15 protein-coding genes are annotated in these 13896 nt (G+C 68.1%); 7 read left to right on the forward strand and 8 right to left on the reverse strand.

From position 1 onward, the window contains the following. The first annotated feature begins 19 nt into the window (after window positions 1-19). Together ACSX1C_RS15320 and ACSX1C_RS15325 are read left to right on the forward strand one after the other, a co-directional pair. Complete coding sequence (locus ACSX1C_RS15320) at window positions 20-472, forward strand: GNAT family N-acetyltransferase (protein ID WP_439886845.1); 453 nt, start codon at window positions 20-22, stop codon at window positions 470-472. Between the two features lie 13 nt (window positions 473-485). Then, window positions 486-1166, forward strand: a complete 681-nt coding sequence (locus ACSX1C_RS15325) for a GNAT family N-acetyltransferase (RefSeq protein WP_439886846.1) — start codon at window positions 486-488, stop codon at window positions 1164-1166. Between the two features lie 6 nt (window positions 1167-1172). On the opposite strand, the gene ACSX1C_RS15330 is transcribed toward ACSX1C_RS15325, so the two are convergent. Next, window positions 1173-1991 (reverse strand): helix-turn-helix domain-containing protein, encoded by an 819-nt coding sequence (locus ACSX1C_RS15330; RefSeq protein WP_439886847.1) that lies wholly within the window; start codon window positions 1989-1991, stop codon window positions 1173-1175. 145 nt (window positions 1992-2136) lie between these two features. On the opposite strand from ACSX1C_RS15330, the gene ACSX1C_RS15335 reads away from it, so the two are divergent. From ACSX1C_RS15335 to ACSX1C_RS15350, 4 genes are all read left to right on the forward strand, one after another. Continuing rightward, complete coding sequence (locus ACSX1C_RS15335; RefSeq protein ID WP_439886848.1) at window positions 2137-3576, forward strand: alanine/glycine:cation symporter family protein; 1440 nt, start codon at window positions 2137-2139, stop codon at window positions 3574-3576. 63 nt (window positions 3577-3639) lie between these two features. Then, entirely contained in the window at window positions 3640-4629 is a 990-nt protein-coding gene (locus ACSX1C_RS15340) for an asparaginase (protein ID WP_439886849.1), read from the forward strand. A gap of 118 nt (window positions 4630-4747) precedes the next feature. Beyond that, on the forward strand, window positions 4748-5206 hold the full coding sequence (locus ACSX1C_RS15345) for a GNAT family N-acetyltransferase (protein WP_439886850.1): 459 nt from the start codon (window positions 4748-4750) through the stop codon (window positions 5204-5206). Between the two features lie 11 nt (window positions 5207-5217). After that, window positions 5218-5919, forward strand: coding sequence for a GNAT family N-acetyltransferase (locus ACSX1C_RS15350; RefSeq protein ID WP_439886851.1), 702 nt, complete (start codon window positions 5218-5220; stop codon window positions 5917-5919). Here the strand turns inward: ACSX1C_RS15350 and glsB are convergent. The 5 genes from glsB to ACSX1C_RS15375 all read right to left on the reverse strand — a co-directional run bounded on the left by glsB (window position 5916) and on the right by ACSX1C_RS15375 (window position 11527). Beyond that, on the reverse strand, window positions 5916-6824 hold the full coding sequence (glsB, locus tag ACSX1C_RS15355; protein WP_439886852.1) for a glutaminase B: 909 nt from the start codon (window positions 6822-6824) through the stop codon (window positions 5916-5918). The two genes, ACSX1C_RS15350 and glsB, sit on opposite strands and share 4 nt — an antisense overlap. A gap of 98 nt (window positions 6825-6922) precedes the next feature. Next, window positions 6923-7225: a DUF3240 family protein gene (locus ACSX1C_RS15360; protein ID WP_439886853.1), complete on the reverse strand. Its 303-nt coding sequence runs from the start codon at window positions 7223-7225 to the stop codon at window positions 6923-6925. A gap of 1 nt (window position 7226) precedes the next feature. Next, window positions 7227-8168, reverse strand: coding sequence for a sodium-dependent bicarbonate transport family permease (locus tag ACSX1C_RS15365; RefSeq protein ID WP_439886854.1), 942 nt, complete (start codon window positions 8166-8168; stop codon window positions 7227-7229). 122 nt (window positions 8169-8290) lie between these two features. Continuing rightward, window positions 8291-10096: a sodium-extruding oxaloacetate decarboxylase subunit alpha gene (gene oadA / locus ACSX1C_RS15370; protein WP_439886855.1), complete on the reverse strand. Its 1806-nt coding sequence runs from the start codon at window positions 10094-10096 to the stop codon at window positions 8291-8293. 15 nt (window positions 10097-10111) lie between these two features. Then, window positions 10112-11527, reverse strand: coding sequence for an acetyl-CoA carboxylase biotin carboxylase subunit (locus ACSX1C_RS15375; protein WP_439886856.1), 1416 nt, complete (start codon window positions 11525-11527; stop codon window positions 10112-10114). A gap of 212 nt (window positions 11528-11739) precedes the next feature. On the opposite strand from ACSX1C_RS15375, the gene ACSX1C_RS15380 reads away from it, so the two are divergent. Continuing rightward, window positions 11740-12702 (forward strand): LysR family transcriptional regulator, encoded by a 963-nt coding sequence (locus tag ACSX1C_RS15380; protein WP_439886857.1) that lies wholly within the window; start codon window positions 11740-11742, stop codon window positions 12700-12702. On the opposite strand, the gene ACSX1C_RS15385 is transcribed toward ACSX1C_RS15380, so the two are convergent. Beyond that, window positions 12644-12868, reverse strand: coding sequence for a PA3496 family putative envelope integrity protein (locus tag ACSX1C_RS15385; RefSeq protein WP_318644383.1), 225 nt, complete (start codon window positions 12866-12868; stop codon window positions 12644-12646). The genes ACSX1C_RS15380 and ACSX1C_RS15385 overlap by 59 nt on opposite strands. 116 nt (window positions 12869-12984) lie before the next feature. Beyond that, entirely contained in the window at window positions 12985-13854 is an 870-nt protein-coding gene (gene hexR / locus ACSX1C_RS15390; RefSeq protein ID WP_318644382.1) for a transcriptional regulator HexR, read from the reverse strand. Between the last annotated feature and the right edge of the window lie 42 nt (window positions 13855-13896).

Consider the following 13896-nt stretch of genomic DNA (forward strand, 5'->3'; position numbering starts at 1 on the left):
CCACCCGCAAGGAGCCCTTATGTCCCGCACCGCCCTCGCTATCCGCCCGGTCACCGCCGCCGACCACGCCGCCTGGCTGCCGCTCTGGCAGGCCTACCTGAGCTTCTACCGCAGCGAGCTCCCTGAGGCGACCAGCGCCATCACCTGGCAACGCCTGCTCGCCGCCGACGAGCCGACCCATGCCGCCCTGGCCTGGCAAGGCGAGCGCGCCGTCGGCCTGGTGCAGTGGATCTTCCACCGCAGCAACTGGTCGGTGGAAGACGCCTGCTACCTGCAGGACCTGTTCGTCGCCGAGGAGCTGCGCGGCACGGGCGTCGGCCGGCGACTGATCGAACAGGTCTACGCCGCGGCCCAGGCGGCCGGCAGCCGCCGCGTGCACTGGCTGACCCATGAGAGCAATGCCACCGCCATGCAGCTCTACCAGCGCATCGCCGAGCGCGCAGGCTTCGTCCAATACCGCAAGAGCCTGTGAAGGGAGCAGCGCCATGACCTGCGCCGACTTGTCCGGCTGGCAGCCCCGCCCTATTCCGCCACGCGCCGCGCTGCACGGCCGCTACGTGCGCCTGGAGCCCCTCGACCCGGCGCGGCACGGCGACGACCTGTGGTGGGCGCTGCAGGGCCCGGACAGCGACCCGTTGCTGTGGGACTACCTGCCCTACGGCCCCTTTGCCGAACGCGCGGGCTTCGACGCCTGGCTGACCGGCAACGCGAGCAGTGCCGACCCGCTGTTCTTCGCCGTGATCGAGCAGGCCGGCCGACGCTGCGTCGGCCTGCTCAGTTTCCTGCGCATAGCGCCCCGGGACGGCTGCATCGAGATCGGCCACATCGCCTTCGGCGCCGCCATGCAGCGCAGCCCGGCCTCCACCGAGGCGGTCTACCTGCTGGCCGAGCTGGCCATGGGCAGGCTCGGCTACCGTCGCCTGGAGTGGAAGTGCAATGCGCTCAACGCCCGCTCGATGCGCGCCGCCGAGCGCCTGGGCTTCGTCTACGAGGGCCGCTTCCGCCAACACATGGTGGTCAAGGGGCAAAACCGCGACAGCGCCTGGTTCTCCATCATCGACCGGGAATGGCCGCGCTGCCGCGGCGCCTTCGAACGCTGGCTGGCCGAGGACAACTTCGACGCCCGGGGCCGTCAGCGGCAGCGCCTGCAAGCGCTGCGCGGCTAGAGCGGTCTAGTCGATCTCGAACAGCCCGTCGCGGATATCCGCCGCTGTCAGGCGCTGCAGGATATCGGCGTCGATCCGCGGATCGTCCGGACTGTAGAGCATCACCTGGCGATAGGCGTTGACCCGGTTGATCTCAGTGCCGAGGAACTCCCAGACCACCCGGGTGCAGGCCGGGGTGCGCCGGTCGCCGCTGGACACCCCGGTCTTCAGGCCGTTGAGCCGGGTGATGCGGCTCTTGAAGCTGGGAATGAGGATGGTCTGGCTCATCTCGTTGCCGGTCAGCGACTCGTAGTCGATCAGGAACAGCCGGTCCTGCAGATAGAAGGCCGCCCCCAGATAGCGGCAGCGCACCCAGTCCTCGGCCTTGCCGCTGTCGGCGCGCGAGGGTTCCTGACGTTCCTGACGCTCGAACAGGTAGCTGCCGCGCTCCTCGCGCAGCTGCACCAGCGACAGCAGGATCTTGCCCGGCACCGACATGCAGTTGGCGTATTCGAAGTAGTAACCGCAATAGCGCGACAGGCTGCTGGAGTGCGCGCGCAGCGGCTGGAGAAACTCCAGCAGCGGGTCACCGGCCACCTGCGGGGCCTGGCCGCCGCTGCGCGCGCCGATCAAGTCGGCGAACTGCTCGCCCGGCAGACTCAGCTCATAGGTCTCGACCCCGAAGAAGTCGCAGATGCGCTTTAGGTTGTAGGCGGTCGGCCGGCTCTGCCCGCTGAGGTATTTGTTGAACTGGGCGCGGTTGATCGCCAGCTGCCGACACACCTCGGCAATCGAGCGGTAGTGGCTGCACAGCAGCTTGAGATTGGGGCCCAGATGGTCGGACATGCGCCTGTTCCTGATGGTGCGAACGACGCAATTCTAGCATCGACTCGCATCAGGTCGCCGTCACCCGCGAAATTGCATGACGGGCGTATCTGACCAACCATTCCTCTTTCGTCCCTTTCCGGCACAACAACAAGAGAGCCCCGTCATGCTCGACCTCCTCAACGACCTTATCTGGAGCAAGCTGCTGATCGTCATGCTGATCGGTCTGGGCCTGCTCTTCACCCTGGCCTCGCGCTTCGTCCAGTTCCGCTACTTCGGCCGCATGTTCCGCATCTTCGCCGAGGCGTTCCAGCGCCAGCCGGGCCAGCTCAGCTCCTTCCAGGCGCTGATGCTCAGCGTCGCCGGCCGCGTGGGCGCCGGCAACATCGCCGGGGTCTCGGTGGCCATCATGCTCGGCGGCCCGGGCGCGATCTTCTGGATGTGGATAGTCGCCCTGGTCGGCATGGCCACCAGCTACTTCGAATGCTCCCTGGCCCAGCTGTACAAGCGCCGCGAAGCCGACGGCAGCTACCGCGGCGGCCCGGCCTTCTACATCGAGCACGGCCTCGGCCAGCGCTGGCTGGGCATCGTCGTATCCTTGCTGCTGCTGGTGACCTTCGGCTTCGGCTTCAACGCCGTGCAGTCCTTCACCGTGGCCAGCTCGCTGCACGACACCTTCGGCCTGCCCACCCACATCAGCGGCATTGCCCTGGTGGTGGTGATCGGCCTGATCATCTTCGGCGGCATCAAGCGTATCGCCAGCGTCGCCGACGTGCTGGTACCGTCCATGGCCTTCGCCTACATCGCCATGGCGCTGTTCGTCATCGGCAGCAACCTCGACGCCGTGCCGGAGACCCTGGCCCTGATCGTCAACAGCGCCTTCGGCCTGGAGCCGGCCTTCGCCGGCGGCATCGGCGCGGCCATCATCATGGGCGTCAAGCGCGGCCTGTTCTCCAACGAGGCGGGCCTGGGCAGCGCGCCCAACGTCGCCGCCGTGGCCGAGGTCAAGCACCCGGTGGCCCAGGGCATCGTGCAGTCGCTGAGCGTGTTCATCGACACCCTGATCCTGTGCAGCTGCACCGCGCTGATCATCCTGCTGTCGGGCGTCTACCAGCCCGGCATGGAACAGGCCGGCGTGGTCCTGACCCAGACCGCCGTGGCCAGCGTGGTCGGCGAGTGGGGCCGGGTGTTCATCAGCCTCGCCCTGCTGCTGTTCGTCTTCACCACCCTGATCTACAACTACTACCTCGGCGAGAACGCCCTGAGCTTCTTCACCAGCAAGCGCAGCCCGGTGATGGTCTACCGCGTGCTGGTGATCGGCCTGGTGCTCTGGGGCTCGGTGCAGGACCTGGGCACGGTGTTCGCCTTCGCCGACGTCACCATGGGCCTGCTGGCCATCGCCAACCTGGTGGCCCTGGCGCTGCTGTTCAAGGTCGGCCTGCGCCTGATGCGCGACTATGATGGCCAGATCAAGGCCGGCGTCGAGTCGCCGGTGTTCGATCCCAAGCAGTTCGCCGACCTGGATCTCGATCCGGCGGCCTGGCCGGCCCGCCCGGAGAGCCCGATGGCGAGCGCCGAGGTCGCCCACAACCTGCATCAGCGCTGATCGCATCGCGAATAGATACAACAGGGGCCGTCAGGGCCCCTGTTGCTTATTGAGGAGACGCCAATGGCTTCGACAAAACTCCTGGTGCTCTACACCGGCGGCACCATCGGCATGCAACAGACCGCCAGCGGTCTGGCGCCGGCTTCCGGCTTCGAGGCCCGGCTGCGCTCGCAGCAGGCCCTGGAGACCGGCCGCCAGCTGCCGAACTGGGTATTCCGCGAACTGCTGCCGCCACTCGACAGCGCCAACATGAACCAGGCCAACTGGCTGACGATGGCCGCGGCGATCCGCGCCGGCGTCGAGCAGGACGGCTGCGACGCGGTGCTGGTGCTGCACGGCACCGACACCCTGGCCTACAGCGCCGCGGCGCTGAGCTTCCTGCTGCTGGGCCTGCCGGTGCCCGTGGTGCTGACCGGCTCCATGCGCCCGGCCGGCGCCCCGGACAGCGACGCCTGGGCCAACCTGTTCGGCGCCATGACCGCGCTGCGGCAGGGCGTGGCACCGGGGGTGCGGCTGTTCTTCAACGGCAAGCTGATGCACGGCGCCCGGGTCAGCAAGCTCGGCAGCGCGGTGTTCGATGCCTTCGCCGAGCAGCCGCGCCAGCGCCTCGCCGCCCGGGCCGGGGCGATTCCCGCCGAGCTCGATTACCGCCAGCCGCGCCAGCCGGTGAGCCTGGCGGTGCTGCCCCTCTATCCCGGCATCCAGGCCGCCCAGGTCGAGGCCCTGCTGGCCAGCGGCGTGCGCGGGCTGCTGCTGGAATGCTACGGCAGCGGCACCGGGCCGTCGGACGATGCCGCGCTGCTCGCCGCCCTGCAGAACGCCCACGACCGTGGCGTGGTGCTGGCCGCGATCAGCCAGTGCCCCCATGGCCATGTCGAGTTCGCCACCTATGCCGCGGGCAGCCGCCTGGCCAGCACCGGCCTGGTCTCGGCCGGCGGCATGACCCGCGAGGCGGCCCTGGGCAAGCTGTTCGCCCTGCTCGGCGCCGGCCTGCCCCAGGCCGAGGTCGAGTCCTGGTTCGCCCTCGACCTGTGCGGCGAGAACGCCGACTGAGGCCGGCACGGCCCCGGGTCGGCTCGCCGCCGGCTGCGGGGCTGCGCCCGACTCCCGGGCTTGCACGGCGCCCGCAAGAGTCTCAGGATGAGAAATTGCAGCTACAGGAGGTTGTCCGATGGCCGTTCGCATTCCCGTTGAGATCCGCCCGGTCGGCGCCGCCGACCAGGCCGCCTGGCTGCCGCTCTGGCAGGGCTACCAGCGCTTCTACATGACCGAGATTCCCGCCGCCGCCAGCGAGCAGGCCTGGCAGCGCTTCCTCGACCCCGCCGAACCCATGCATGCCGCCCTCGCCTGGCACGAGGACAAGGCCATCGGCCTGGTGCACTGGGTCTACCACCGCTCCAGCTGGACGGTCGGCGACTACTGCTACCTGCAGGACCTGTTCATCGCCAAGGACGTGCGCAGCAGCGGCATCGGCCGCCAGCTGATCGAGCATGTCTACGACCAGGCCCGCCAGCGCGAATGCGCCCGGGTGTACTGGCTGACCCATGAGAGCAACAGCCGCGCCATGCTGCTGTACGAGCGCATCGCCGAACGCTCCGGCTTCGTCCAGTACCGCAAGCTGCTGGGCTGAGCGAGGCCCCCATGGCGAGTGCCCCGCTGTTGCCCTGGCGCACGGCCAAGACGCCCGCGCGGCGGGTCCTGGACGGGCAGTACGCGCGCCTGGAGCCCCTCGACCCGGGCCGCCACGGCGACCACCTGTGGCAGGCCCTGCACGGCCCCGCGGCCGACCCGAGGCTGTGGGACTACATGGCGTTCGGCCCCTTCGCCAGCCGCCCGGCCTTCGATGCCTGGCTGCTGGGCAACCAGGCCAGCGAAGACCCGCTGTACTTCACGGTAATCGACCTGGCCTGCGGCCGCGCCCAGGGCCTGCTCAGCTTCCTCAACATAGTCCCGAGGCACGGCCGCATCGAGATCGGCAATATCTGCTTCGGCCGCGCCATGCAACGCAGCGCGCAGGCCACCGAGACCCTCCACCTGTTCGCCGGCTACGCCTTCGAGCTGGGCTACCGGCGCCTGGAATGGAAATGCGATGCGCAGAACATCCGCTCCCGGCAGGCCGCCGAGCGCTTCGGCTTCGCCTACGAGGGCCTGTTCCGCCAGCACATGGTGATCAAGCAGCGCAATCGCGACACCGCCTGGTACGCCCTGCTCGACAGCGACTGGCCGGCCATCGGCCTGGCCTGCCAGCGCTGGCTGGCCCCGGACAACTTCGACGCCGAAGGCCGGCAGCGGCGCCGGCTGGCGGAGCTGCGTCGGCGCGATCCGGCCGAGTCACGCTCCTAGAACACCGACCAGCCGATGCGCTGGCTGAGCAGCTCCAGCGCGGCCATGCCGGCCAGGGAGTTGCCGGCGGCGTTCAGTTCCGGCGACCAGACGCAGACGCTGAAGCGCCCCGGCACCACCGCGACGATGCCGCCGCCCACCCCGCTCTTGCCCGGCAGACCGACCCGATAGGCGAAGTTGCCGGCTTCGTCGTACAGCCCGCTGGTGGCCATGATGGCGTTGACCTGCTTGGCCTGGCGGCCGCTCAGCACCTGCTCGCCGCTGTGCGGGCAGAACCCGTCGTTGGCCAGGAAGCTGAAGGCCCGGGCCAGGTCGACGCAGCTCAGGCGCAAGGCGCAGTAGCTGAAATAGCTGCGCAGCACCGCCTCGACGTCGTTGTGGAAATTGCCGAAGGCCTGCATCAGGTAGGCCATGGCGGCGTTGCGCGCGCGGTGCTGGTATTCCGACTCGGCGACCTGGTTGTCGATGGTCAGATGGGGGTTGCCGGCCAGGCGGCGGACGAAGTCGCGCATCGACAGCGCCGGGGCGGCGAAGCGCGACTGGTTGATGTCGCAGATCACCAGGGCGCCGGCGTTGATGAAGGGGTTGCGCGGCCGGCCACGCTCGAACTCCAGCTGTACCAGGGAGTTGAACGGCTGCCCGGACGGCTCGTGGCCCAGGCGCTGCCAGATCGCCTCGCCGGAATGGCCGATGGCCTGGACCAGGCTGAACACCTTGGAGATGCTCTGGATCGAGAAGGCGCTGTGCGCGTCACCGGCGCAGAACAGCTCGCCGTCGTTGCCGTACACGGCGATGCCCAGCTGGTTCGGCGCGACACCGGCCAGGGCGGGAATATAGTCGGCGACCTTGCCCTGACCGATCAGCGGGCGGACTTCGTCGAGTATCTCGTTCAACAGTGCTTGCATGGTCGAGTTCGCAGCCATCCCCGAGCGGCGCCCGGGCTATGGCTGCTAGACGCTCGACGGCCCGCGCTGATCACAGCCGCCGTCCGCTCGCCTGCGGGTCAGAATTTCTGCGGGCGCAGCACCTCGACCTCGGCCAGGTAGCAGATCATCGCGTAATCGGCGTAGTAGTGCTGTTGCAGGTGCTCGGCCAGCTGCTCGGCCCGCTCGCGGGCGCAGATGATCTCCACGCGGATATTGCCTTCGGTGTCCCAGCCGGCGCTGCGTACGCCGTGGGCACCGCGGCCCCGGGCATCGGTGATGGTCCAGCCGGGGGCGCCGAGGTGTTCCAGGTCGGCCACCAGCTTCTTCTCCAGGGCCGCCTCGCAGATCACGGTGAGCAGGGTACGGGTCGATGCGTTCATGTCAGAGCCCCCAGGCGATGAGTCGTTCGGCCAACCCATGGTAGAGCGGAATGCCGATCAGGATGTTGAAGGGGAAGGTGATCCCCAAGGACGCGGTCAAGGATAGCGACGGATTGGCCTGGGGCAACGCCAGGCGCAGGGCCGCCGGCACGGCGATGTAGGAGGCCGACGCGGCCAGGGTGGCGAGCATGGCGGTGCCGCCCACCGACAGGTCCATGAAGCGCGCCAGCAAGGCGCCGATCAGTGCGCCGAGCAGCGGCATCAGCAGGGCGAAGGTCGCCAGGCGCAGGCCGAACTGCTTGAGCGAACCCAGCTGGCCGGAGGCGATCAGGCCCATCTCCAGCAGGAAGAACGCCAGCACCGGCTTGAACATGCTGGTGTACAGCGGCTCCAGCGGCTTGATCGCCTCCTTGCCGGCGATCGCGCCTATGACCAGGCCGCCGAGCAGCAGCATGATGCTCTTGCCGAGGAAGATCTCCCGGCCCAGCTCGCCCCAGTGGGTGTCGCGGCTGATGCCCTTGGCCAGGACGATGCCGACCAGGATCGCCGGGACCTCGAGGATGGCCACGAACAGCGGCATATAGCTCTCGAAGGCGATCTCCCGGGAGACCATGTAGGCCACCACCACGGCGAAGGTACCGGCGCTGACCGAGCCGTAGTGGGCCGCCACCGCCGCCGCGTTGATGCGGTCGAAACGCAGGCCGCGCAGCAGGACGAAGGCCAGCAGCGGCAGGCCGATGCCCAGCAGCAGCACCAGCGCCGACTGGCCGAGCAACTGCGCGCTGGCCTGCTCGGCCAGCTCGACCCCGCCGTGCAGGCCGATGGCCAGCAGCAGGATGATCGACAGCGTCTCGTACAGCGCCGGCGGCAGCTTCAGCTCGCTCTTGAGCAGGCCGGCGGCCAGGCCGAAGACGAAGAACAACACTACGGGATCTATACCCATCTCAGGCTCCTGATCCGGCCGATCCGTTTCGGCCGGGCAAAAAAAGGGAGCCTTGCGGCTCCCAGAGGACTCACTCGTTACAAGACGCTTGCAAGCCTAGCGCGCGATACATGCGGCGGCCTTCACTCGATCTCGACCAGCACTTCGCCCGGGTTGACCCGGTCGCCCTTGGCCACGTGCACGGCCTTGACGGTGCCGGCGATCGGCGCCTGCACCTCGGTTTCCATCTTCATCGCCTCGGTGATCAGCACCGCCTGGCCGGCCTTGACCGCATCGCCTTCCTTGACCAGGACCTCGACGATGTTGCCCGGCATGCTGGTGCTGACGTCACCCGGCGCGCTGGTCTGCTTGCGCTTGCCGCCGGCGCCCGCGACGAACTCGTTGAGCGGCTCGAACACCACCTCCTCCGGCACACCGTCGATGGACAGGTAGAAGTGGCGCTTGCCCTCGCCCTTGACGCCGACCCCGGTGATATCGACGCGGTAGCTCTCGCCATGCACGTCGACCACGAACTCGGTCGGCACCCCTTCGCCGCCCGCCCGGGCCACGCCGCCCGCCTCGGGGATCGGCAGCAGCACCTCGGGGGTCAGGCTGCCGGCCTCGCGCTCCTCGAGGAACTTGCGGCCGATGTCGGGGAACATGGCGTAGGTCAGCACGTCTTCCTCGGACTTGGCCAGGGCGCCGATCTCGCCGCGCAGCTTGACCATCTCCGGCTTGAGCAGGTCGGCCGGGCGCACGTCGATCACCTCTTCGTTGCCGATCGCCTGCTTGCGCAGCTGCTCGTTGATCTTGCCCGGCGCCAGGCCGTAGCGGCCCTGCAGGTAGAGCTTCACCTCGTTGGTGATGGTCTTGTAGCGCTCGCCGGCCAGCACGTTGAACACCGCCTGGGTGCCGACGATCTGCGAGGTCGGGGTGACCAGCGGCGGGAAGCCGAGGTCCTCGCGCACCCGCGGAATCTCCGCGAACACCTCGTCGATGCGGTCCAGGGCGCCCTGCTCCTTGAGCTGGTTGGCCAGGTTGGACATCATCCCGCCCGGCACCTGGTTGAGCTGCACCCGGGTATCGACCCCGGTGAACTCGCTCTCGAACTGGTGGTACTTCTTGCGCACCGCGTAGAAGTACAGGCCGATCTCCTGCAGCAGCTCCAGGTCCAGGCCGGTGTCGTAGGCGCTGCCCTTGAGCGCGGCGACCATCGACTCGGTGCCCGGGTGGCTGGTGCCCCAGGCCATGCTGGAGATGGCGGTGTCGATATGGTCGGCGCCGGCCTCGATGGCCTTGAGCTGGCACATGGCGCCCAGGCCCGCGGTGTCGTGGCTGTGCACGAACACCGGCAGGTCCACCTCCTCCTTCAGCGCCTTGACCAGGTCGTAGGCGGCGTAGGGGGTCATGAGGCCGGCCATGTCCTTGATCGCCACCGAGTCGATGCCCATGGCCTGCATGGCCTTGGCCTGCTTGACGAAGGCCTCGACCGTGTGCACCGGGCTGACGGTGTAGGCCAGGGTGCCCTGGGCGTGCTTGCCGGCGGCCTTGGTCGCCTCGATGGCCACGCGCAGGTTACGCACGTCGTTCATCGCGTCGAAGATGCGGAACACGTCGATGCCGTTGACCGCCGCCTTGGCCACGAAGGCCTTGACCACGTCGTCGCTGTAGTGGCGGTAGCCGAGCAGGTTCTGCCCGCGCAGGAGCATCTGCAGGCGGGTGTTGGGCAGCGCCGCCTTGAGCTGGCGCAGGCGCTCCCAGGGGTCTTCCTTGAGGAAGCGGATGCAGGCGTCGAAGGTGGCGCCGCCCCAGACTTCCAGGGACCAGTAGCCGACCCGGTCGAGCTTGTCGCAGATCGGCAGCATGTCCTCGGTGCGCATGCGCGTGGCCAGCAGCGACTGGTGGGCGTCGCGCAGGACGGTATCGGTGACGGTGATCTTCTTGCTCATGTTCTGATCCTTCCCTTACAGGCCAGCGTGGGCCGCGATGGCAGTGGCGATGGCGATGGCCAGGTGCGACGGGTTGCGTTTGATCGAATACTCGGTCAGCTCCGGGTGGCTCTCGACGAAGCTGGTGTTGAACTGGCCGCTGCGGAACTCGGGGTCGCGCAGGATCTCCTGGTAGTAGGCGGCCGTGGTCTTGACCCCCTGCACGCGCATGTCGTCCAGAGCGCGCAGGCCGCGGTCCATCGCCTCCTCCCAGGTCAGCGCCCAGACGATCAGCTTCAGGCACATGGAGTCGTAGTAGGGCGGAATGGTGTAGCCGGTGTAGATCGCCGTGTCGGTGCGCACGCCGGGGCCGCCGGGGGCGTAGTAGCGGGTGATCTTGCCGAAGCTGGGCAGGAAGTTGTTCTTCGGGTCCTCGGCGTTGATGCGGAACTGCAGGGCGAAGCCGCGGTGGATGATGTCTTCCTGCTTGACCGACAGCGGCAGGCCGCTGGCGATGCGGATCTGCTCGCGGACGATGTCGATGCCGGTGATTTCCTCGGTGATGGTGTGCTCCACCTGCACCCGGGTGTTCATCTCCATGAAGTACACCTCGCCCTCGGCGAGGAGGAACTCCACGGTACCGGCGTTCTCGTAGCCCACCGCCTTCGCCGCGCGCACGGCCAGGTCGCCGATGTAGGCGCGCTGCTCGGGGGTCAGCTGCGGGCTGGGGGCGATCTCGATGAGCTTCTGGTTACGCCGCTGGATCGAGCAGTCGCGCTCGTACAGGTGCACGGTGTTGCCCTGGCTGTCGGCGAGGATCTGCGCCTCGATGTGCTTGGGATTGACGATGCACTTCTCGAGGAACACCTCGGCCGAGCCGAACGCCTTGGTCGCCTCGGAGATCACCCGCGGGTAGGCCTGCGCCAGCTCCTCGTGGCTGTTGCAGCGGCGGATGCCGCGGCCGCCGCCGCCAGAGGTGGCCTTGAGCATCACCGGGTAGCCGATGCGGTCGCCCTCGCGCAGCGCCTCCTCCAGATTGGCGACGTTGCCCTCGGTGCCCGGGGTGACCGGCACGCCGGCCTTGATCATGCTGCGCCGGGCCTCGGTCTTGTCGCCCATGCGGCGGATCACTTCGGCGCTCGGGCCTATGAACTTGATCCCGCGTTCGGCGCAGATCTCCGCCAGTTCGGCGTTTTCCGACAGGAAGCCGTAGCCCGGGTGGAGGGCGTCGCAGCCGGTCTCCACCGCCAGGTTGACCAGCTTGCGCGGGTTCAGGTAACCGGCCAGCGGGTCTTCGCCGATGCCGTGGGCTTCGTCGGCGCGCTTGACGTGCAGCGCCATGCGGTCGGCGTCGGAGTAGATGGCCACCGAGCGGATGCCCATTTCGGCGCAGGCGCGCACGATGCGCACGGCGATCTCTCCGCGGTTGGCAATCAGGATTTTCTTGATCACGAGTTCTTTCCTCGGCCAGGCTCTGATGATTCGGCGACGGGCGGACCGGGCATGCAGTCGCCACGTGACCGCCCGCGATGTAGCGGTCGCGTAGTCACCCTACGCCGAGCAGCGGATTACCCCAAATTAATAATAATTTGATTGGCTATAAGTAAAAGCTAATGCATCCTGACAGACAGGCTTCGACGAACCGCCGCCAGAGGAGGCACGCGATGCGTAAGTCATTGATGCGCATGACATTGCGCCAGCTTCAGGTGTTCCGCTCGGTGTGCCAGCAACGCTCCTATAGCCGCGCCGCCGAGGAGATGGCGCTGACCCAGCCGGCGGTCAGCCTGCAGATCCGCCAGCTCGAGGAGCTGCTCGGCCAGCCGCTGTTCGACTACGTCGGCAAGAAGCTGCACCTGACCGATGCCGCCGAGGCCCTGCAGTTGGCCAGCGCCGACATCTTCGGCCGCCTGGAGAGCCTGGACATGCAGCTGGCGGACCTGCGCGGTTCGCTGCAGGGGCAGCTGAGCCTGGCGGTGGAATCCAGCGCCAAGTACTTCGTTCCCCACCTGTTCGCCGCCTTTCGCCGCGAGTATCCCGAAGTCAGCCTACAGCTGGTGGTGACCAACCACGCCCAGGCGGTCAAGCGCCTGAGCGCCAACCGCGACGACCTGCTGATCATGTCCCTGGTGCCGCCGGACATGGCCCTGGAGTTCCTGCCCTTCCTCAACAACCCGATCATCGCCGTGGCGCCGCCCGAACATCCGCTGTGCGCCCGCGCCCAGCTGGGCCTGCAGGACCTGAGCGACTGGCCGCTGCTGGTGCGCGAGGCCGGCTCGGGCACGCGCAAGGCCTGCGAGGAGTATTGCCACCAGAAGCGCGCGCACTTCGCCCAGACCCTGGAGGTCGGCTCCTTCGAGGCCCAGGTCGAGGGGGTGCTCGCCGGCCTCGGCCTGGCCCTGCTGCCGCGCCATGCGGTGCGCCGCGAACTGGCCCAGGGGGTGCTGCAGGAACTGGCGGTGACCGAGCTGCCGTTGATGCGCAGCTGGTGCCTGGCACATCCGCGGGGCAAGTACCTGTCGCCGGTGGCCCAGGCCTTCTTCGCCTTCGTGCGCAGCCAGCGCAGCCAGATCAACGCCCTGGCCGAGCGCTTCGCGGCTCCAGGGCCTGGGCTGCCGCCAGGTAGTTAGCGGCGATCAGCTCGGGATAGTCGGACAACTCCTGCTGCAGCAGGCGCTGTTCGGCGTAGCTCTCGATGGCCCGACGGTAGCTCATGCGCCGTTGGTCCAGCAGCTTGCGACGGGTCTTGGCATCGAGCTTGGCGTACGGCTGCGCTTCATCCACATGGCGAGACATGGTGTGACTCCCAGGCTGACTCTCGGAAGCCTCAGCATGGCCGCACGCCGTGACGCTTTGACGGCGCGGCGATGACGCCGGGATGACCATGGCCCGCGGGCCATGGACGACGGCGTCTAGTGCTCCTCGACCGCCTTCACCGACTTGGGCGACAGGCGCAGGCTGCGCAGGCTGCGTTTGACGCTCTTGAGGTGGTTGACCAGGCTCGGGCCGCGGGCCATGGCCACCCCCATGGCGAGCACGTCGATCACCACCAGGTGGGCGATGCGCGAGGTCAGCGGGGTGTAGATCTCGGTGTCTTCCTGCACGTCGATGGCCAGGTTGACCGTGGCCAGGTCGGCCAGCGGCGTCTGGCTCGGACACAGGGTGATCAGGGTGGCACCGGTCTCGCGCACCAGGTTGGCGGTGATCAGCAGGTCCTTGGAGCGGCCGGACTGGGAGATGCAGATGGCCACGTCGGTGGGCTTCAGGGTCACCGCGCTCATCGCCTGCATGTGCGGGTCGGAATAGGCCGCGGCCGTCAGCAACAGGCGGAAGAACTTGTGCTGGGCGTCCGCCGCCACCGCGCCGGAGGCGCCGAAGCCGTAGAACTCCACGCGCTGGGCCTGGGCGCAGGCGGCGATGGCCTGCTGCAGCGCCTGGGGGTCGAGGTGCTCGCGCACCTCCATCAGGGTGTGCAGGGTGGTGTCGAAGATCTTCAGGCTGAAGTCGGCGACCGAGTCGTCCTCATGGATGGCGAACTGGCCGAAGCTGGCGCCGGCGGCCAGGCTCTGGGCCAGCTTGAGCTTGAGGTCCTGGAAGCCGCCGCAGCCGATGGCCCGGCAGAAACGCACGATGGTCGGCTCGCTGATGCCGACGCTATGTGCCAGTTCGGCCATGGAGCTGTGCATCACCGCCGCCGGATCGAGCAGGACATGGTCGGCGACCTTGAGCTCCGACTTGCGTAACAGGTGGCGGGACTGGGCGATGTGCTGCAACAAATTCACAAGATTAGGCTCGGCTGAAAGGATGACAAATCCGTCGGCGTC

Source organism: Pseudomonas sp. MBLB4123, from assembly GCF_051904775.1.
Classification (GTDB): Bacteria; Pseudomonadota; Gammaproteobacteria; order Pseudomonadales; family Pseudomonadaceae; genus Aquipseudomonas; species Aquipseudomonas benzenivorans_B.